General features: G+C 46.5%; 3 protein-coding genes. 1 reads left to right on the top strand and 2 read right to left on the bottom strand.

Annotated elements, in window-relative coordinates:
* Both ACJ751_RS15335 and ACJ751_RS15330 read right to left on the bottom strand, forming a co-directional pair.
* Window positions 1–840, bottom strand: an 840-nt coding sequence (locus tag ACJ751_RS15335; protein WP_407746378.1) for a helix-turn-helix domain-containing protein, incomplete at its 3' end; no start/stop codon positions are given.
* 53 nt (window positions 841–893) lie between these two features.
* A complete protein-coding gene (locus tag ACJ751_RS15330) occupies window positions 894–1313 on the bottom strand; it encodes a DUF1348 family protein (protein ID WP_407746377.1) in 420 nt (139 codons plus the stop codon).
* A 314-nt stretch (window positions 1314–1627) separates the two neighbouring features.
* Between ACJ751_RS15330 and ACJ751_RS15325 the strand changes: the two genes are divergently transcribed.
* A partial coding sequence (locus ACJ751_RS15325; RefSeq protein WP_407746376.1) for a glycoside hydrolase family 64 protein occupies window positions 1628–2823 on the top strand: 1196 nt, incomplete at its 3' end.

Genomic DNA, 2823 nt, shown 5'->3' with positions numbered 1-2823 from the left:
GGTCTGCGGCGAAACCCCGGTCTGCTTTCGGAAGAACCGGCTGAAGTAAAATTCGTCATCGTATCCCAGTTCGAAGGCAATTTCCTTAATTGGTTTGGTTGTAAGATAAAGTTCCCGCCTAGCTTCGATGATCAACCGGTCGGCAATCAGATTGGTAAGGGTTTTCTTGAAATGGAGCTTGCTTAACCGGTTTAAGGTGGGTATCGTTGAATGGAGAAGCCCGGCATAGCCAGAAGCATGGTGGATTTTTCTGAAATGTACTTCAATCTGCTCCTTCAGAGCAATAGCCAGCGGCGCAGCCGGATGGGATGCCACAGCTTCCTTTTGCTGATTGAGCTTGATCCGGGACGCATTAATCAAAAATATTTTGAGATAAGAGATCAATGCATCCTGATCCGGTTCATTATGACCTTTTATTTCATATCTCATCTGATTCGTGAGCATCACCTGTGCCTCAGCTTCTGTGGGTGTTAGCCTTACCAGTGGCGTATCGTATAGGTTATTAAAAAGTACGCCATTGCAGGACACCTCCTGCCGATGTTTGAAGAGACAGAAAAAGGAAGGCGTGAACTGAATCAGAATTCCTTTGAATTCGCCCCCGGATACTATCTTCAGTGATTGATATAAGGAAAAAGTAAGCAAGGCCGGCTCGTTAAATTCATATTCAGCGCCATCTCTTATAGCGAAGCCTGCACCCCGAAGGACAAGCAGCATGGAGAAGCAGGGATATTGTGTGGCAGAAGCAAAATCACCGACCTGCCCGAATGTTGATAGGTGTAAAGCAGCATCTCCGGTTCGCTGATCTATAAGCTTTACTGCATATGATGTGGCATTCTCCATGACCAGTCAAAGGTAAAAACAAAAGCGTCTCGAGCCGCTTCTGTCTGAATTCACTAACTCAGCTTTCGCTCGTTGGTTAAGACCGTAACAATCTCCTGGCTGGCGAATCGCTGCTCGATCTGTCCGTTTTCATTGAACTGCAGCACCTGTACTCCATAAGCATGTACCCATTGCCCAAACTGGTCTTTCCATTCCGCTTCGAACCTGACGGCCATGCGGGCTTTCAGGGCTCCCCAAAGAGCCAGCTTTAACCGAAAATGGGTGTGTTCAGCGACCTTCTTTACCAGGAAGCTTTTCAGTTCGCTCTTGCCATTGATAAATGCAATCCCGTCGCGCATTTCGATATTGTCGGCGTACCCTTCGGAGATCCGCTCCGGATCACGGGTATTCCAGGCTTCTTCTTCAAATTTCAGCCGTTCTGCGGCCTTTTCCATATCCCAGGGCGGGGTGGGAATTTGAATTGTTCTTTCCATAAATAATCATTTTGATAGCACAAAATTACCTGCCTTTCGAAGGCCGGACCATGGATAGAAAAGCCATTCGCATGGACAATTTCGATTTGCAATACTACAGGTTATGCATCCCGAAGTGTGATGACCAAAAGCATGAATTTTTATTTTCGTCCGCAAAACAGGTTTAGCAATACATATTACCGTTACCTATATATTCAATGCCATATGTACGCCTGCGTTAGCAATCAGCCAATCTTACTTTTCCACAAGAAAATTTGAAGGAATTAATAAAGGTAAATTGCACTAAATATCCGTTAACAAACCATTTTATCTTCATGAAAACTATTACCTGTCCTTTTACCTTGCGTGCTGGTACCAAAAGCCGCCGGATGGTACTACTGCTACTATCCTTTTTGTTTGTGAACCACACCTGGAGTCAGTCCACTGTGCCATTTACCCTGTACAACAATAGTGCATTTGCTGACGCCAATGTGTATGTTGCTGTTGTTGGTATAATTAACGACAATCATGTATGGCTCGATACCAAAACAGGCGCCGTACGACTGATGAATGTATCCGACAATACAGTAGCCGGCCCCGTGATCGGCGGTAACCAGGGTCCGGGAAACAACGGCCGTTATGCCAACTGTTTTGCCAAATTGAGCGAAATACCTAATAAAACCATCAATATCCCCGGCATCGCCGGCTGCCGGATATTGATCTCTTTTAATTCACAGTTATTCCTGTATTTCTTCGGCGCTTCCGGTGCGCCCAGCGGCTATGCAGCGCCCAACCTGGCCAACCCCACCGACCCCAACCAGGGTATCAGATTTGAAACGATCGAGCTTACCAATGCTGCCAATGGTTTATGGGCCAACACCACCCGGGTTGACTCGTACCAATACCCGATGGGGCTTGAAGTATGGGGCAATAATAATTTCTATAAAAAAGTGGGTGAACTAAAAACACATGCGCAAATATTGTCGCAATGGCAATCACAGGCGCCTGCCACCTTCGCCGGTTGTTATGATGCCACCAATGGTATCATTAAATTCCCATCTAAAACAAGTGCCTTCCAAAGCGGCGGCGCACAGGCCAACTACTTTGGCTCATACATCGATGCCATTTGGTCAAAATATGCCAATGAGAACCTGATCTTTAATGCCGGTGATGCTGGCACCTGGAGCGGTCGCGTATCAGGAAACACGTTTAGCTTCACCCGTACATCCGACGGGGCGGTTGGGGTTATTTCAAATAAACCAACCAATACAGAAGTTATGGAAGGCAGCGGTGTAATGGCCAGCGGTGGGCAATGGGATAAAGTGGTTCAGGCGCAAATTTGCGCAGCGATCAACCGCCATGCCATTGATCTTACACTGGGCAATGGCGCCACACAGGATCTTGGCACCGATTCGAAATACTATGTATCGTCGCCGTATAACTGGTATTGTAAGTTCTGGCATCAACCCGACATCAGTCTTAACAGCCTTACCTATTCATTTTGTTATGATGATGTGTTTAACAAATCATC

It is taken from the genome of Niastella sp. (assembly GCF_045805085.1).
Lineage (GTDB): Bacteria > Bacteroidota > Bacteroidia > Chitinophagales > Chitinophagaceae > Niastella.
The sequence above is the reverse complement of the archived record's forward strand: the minus strand, read 5'-3'. Positions and strand labels throughout refer to the sequence as shown.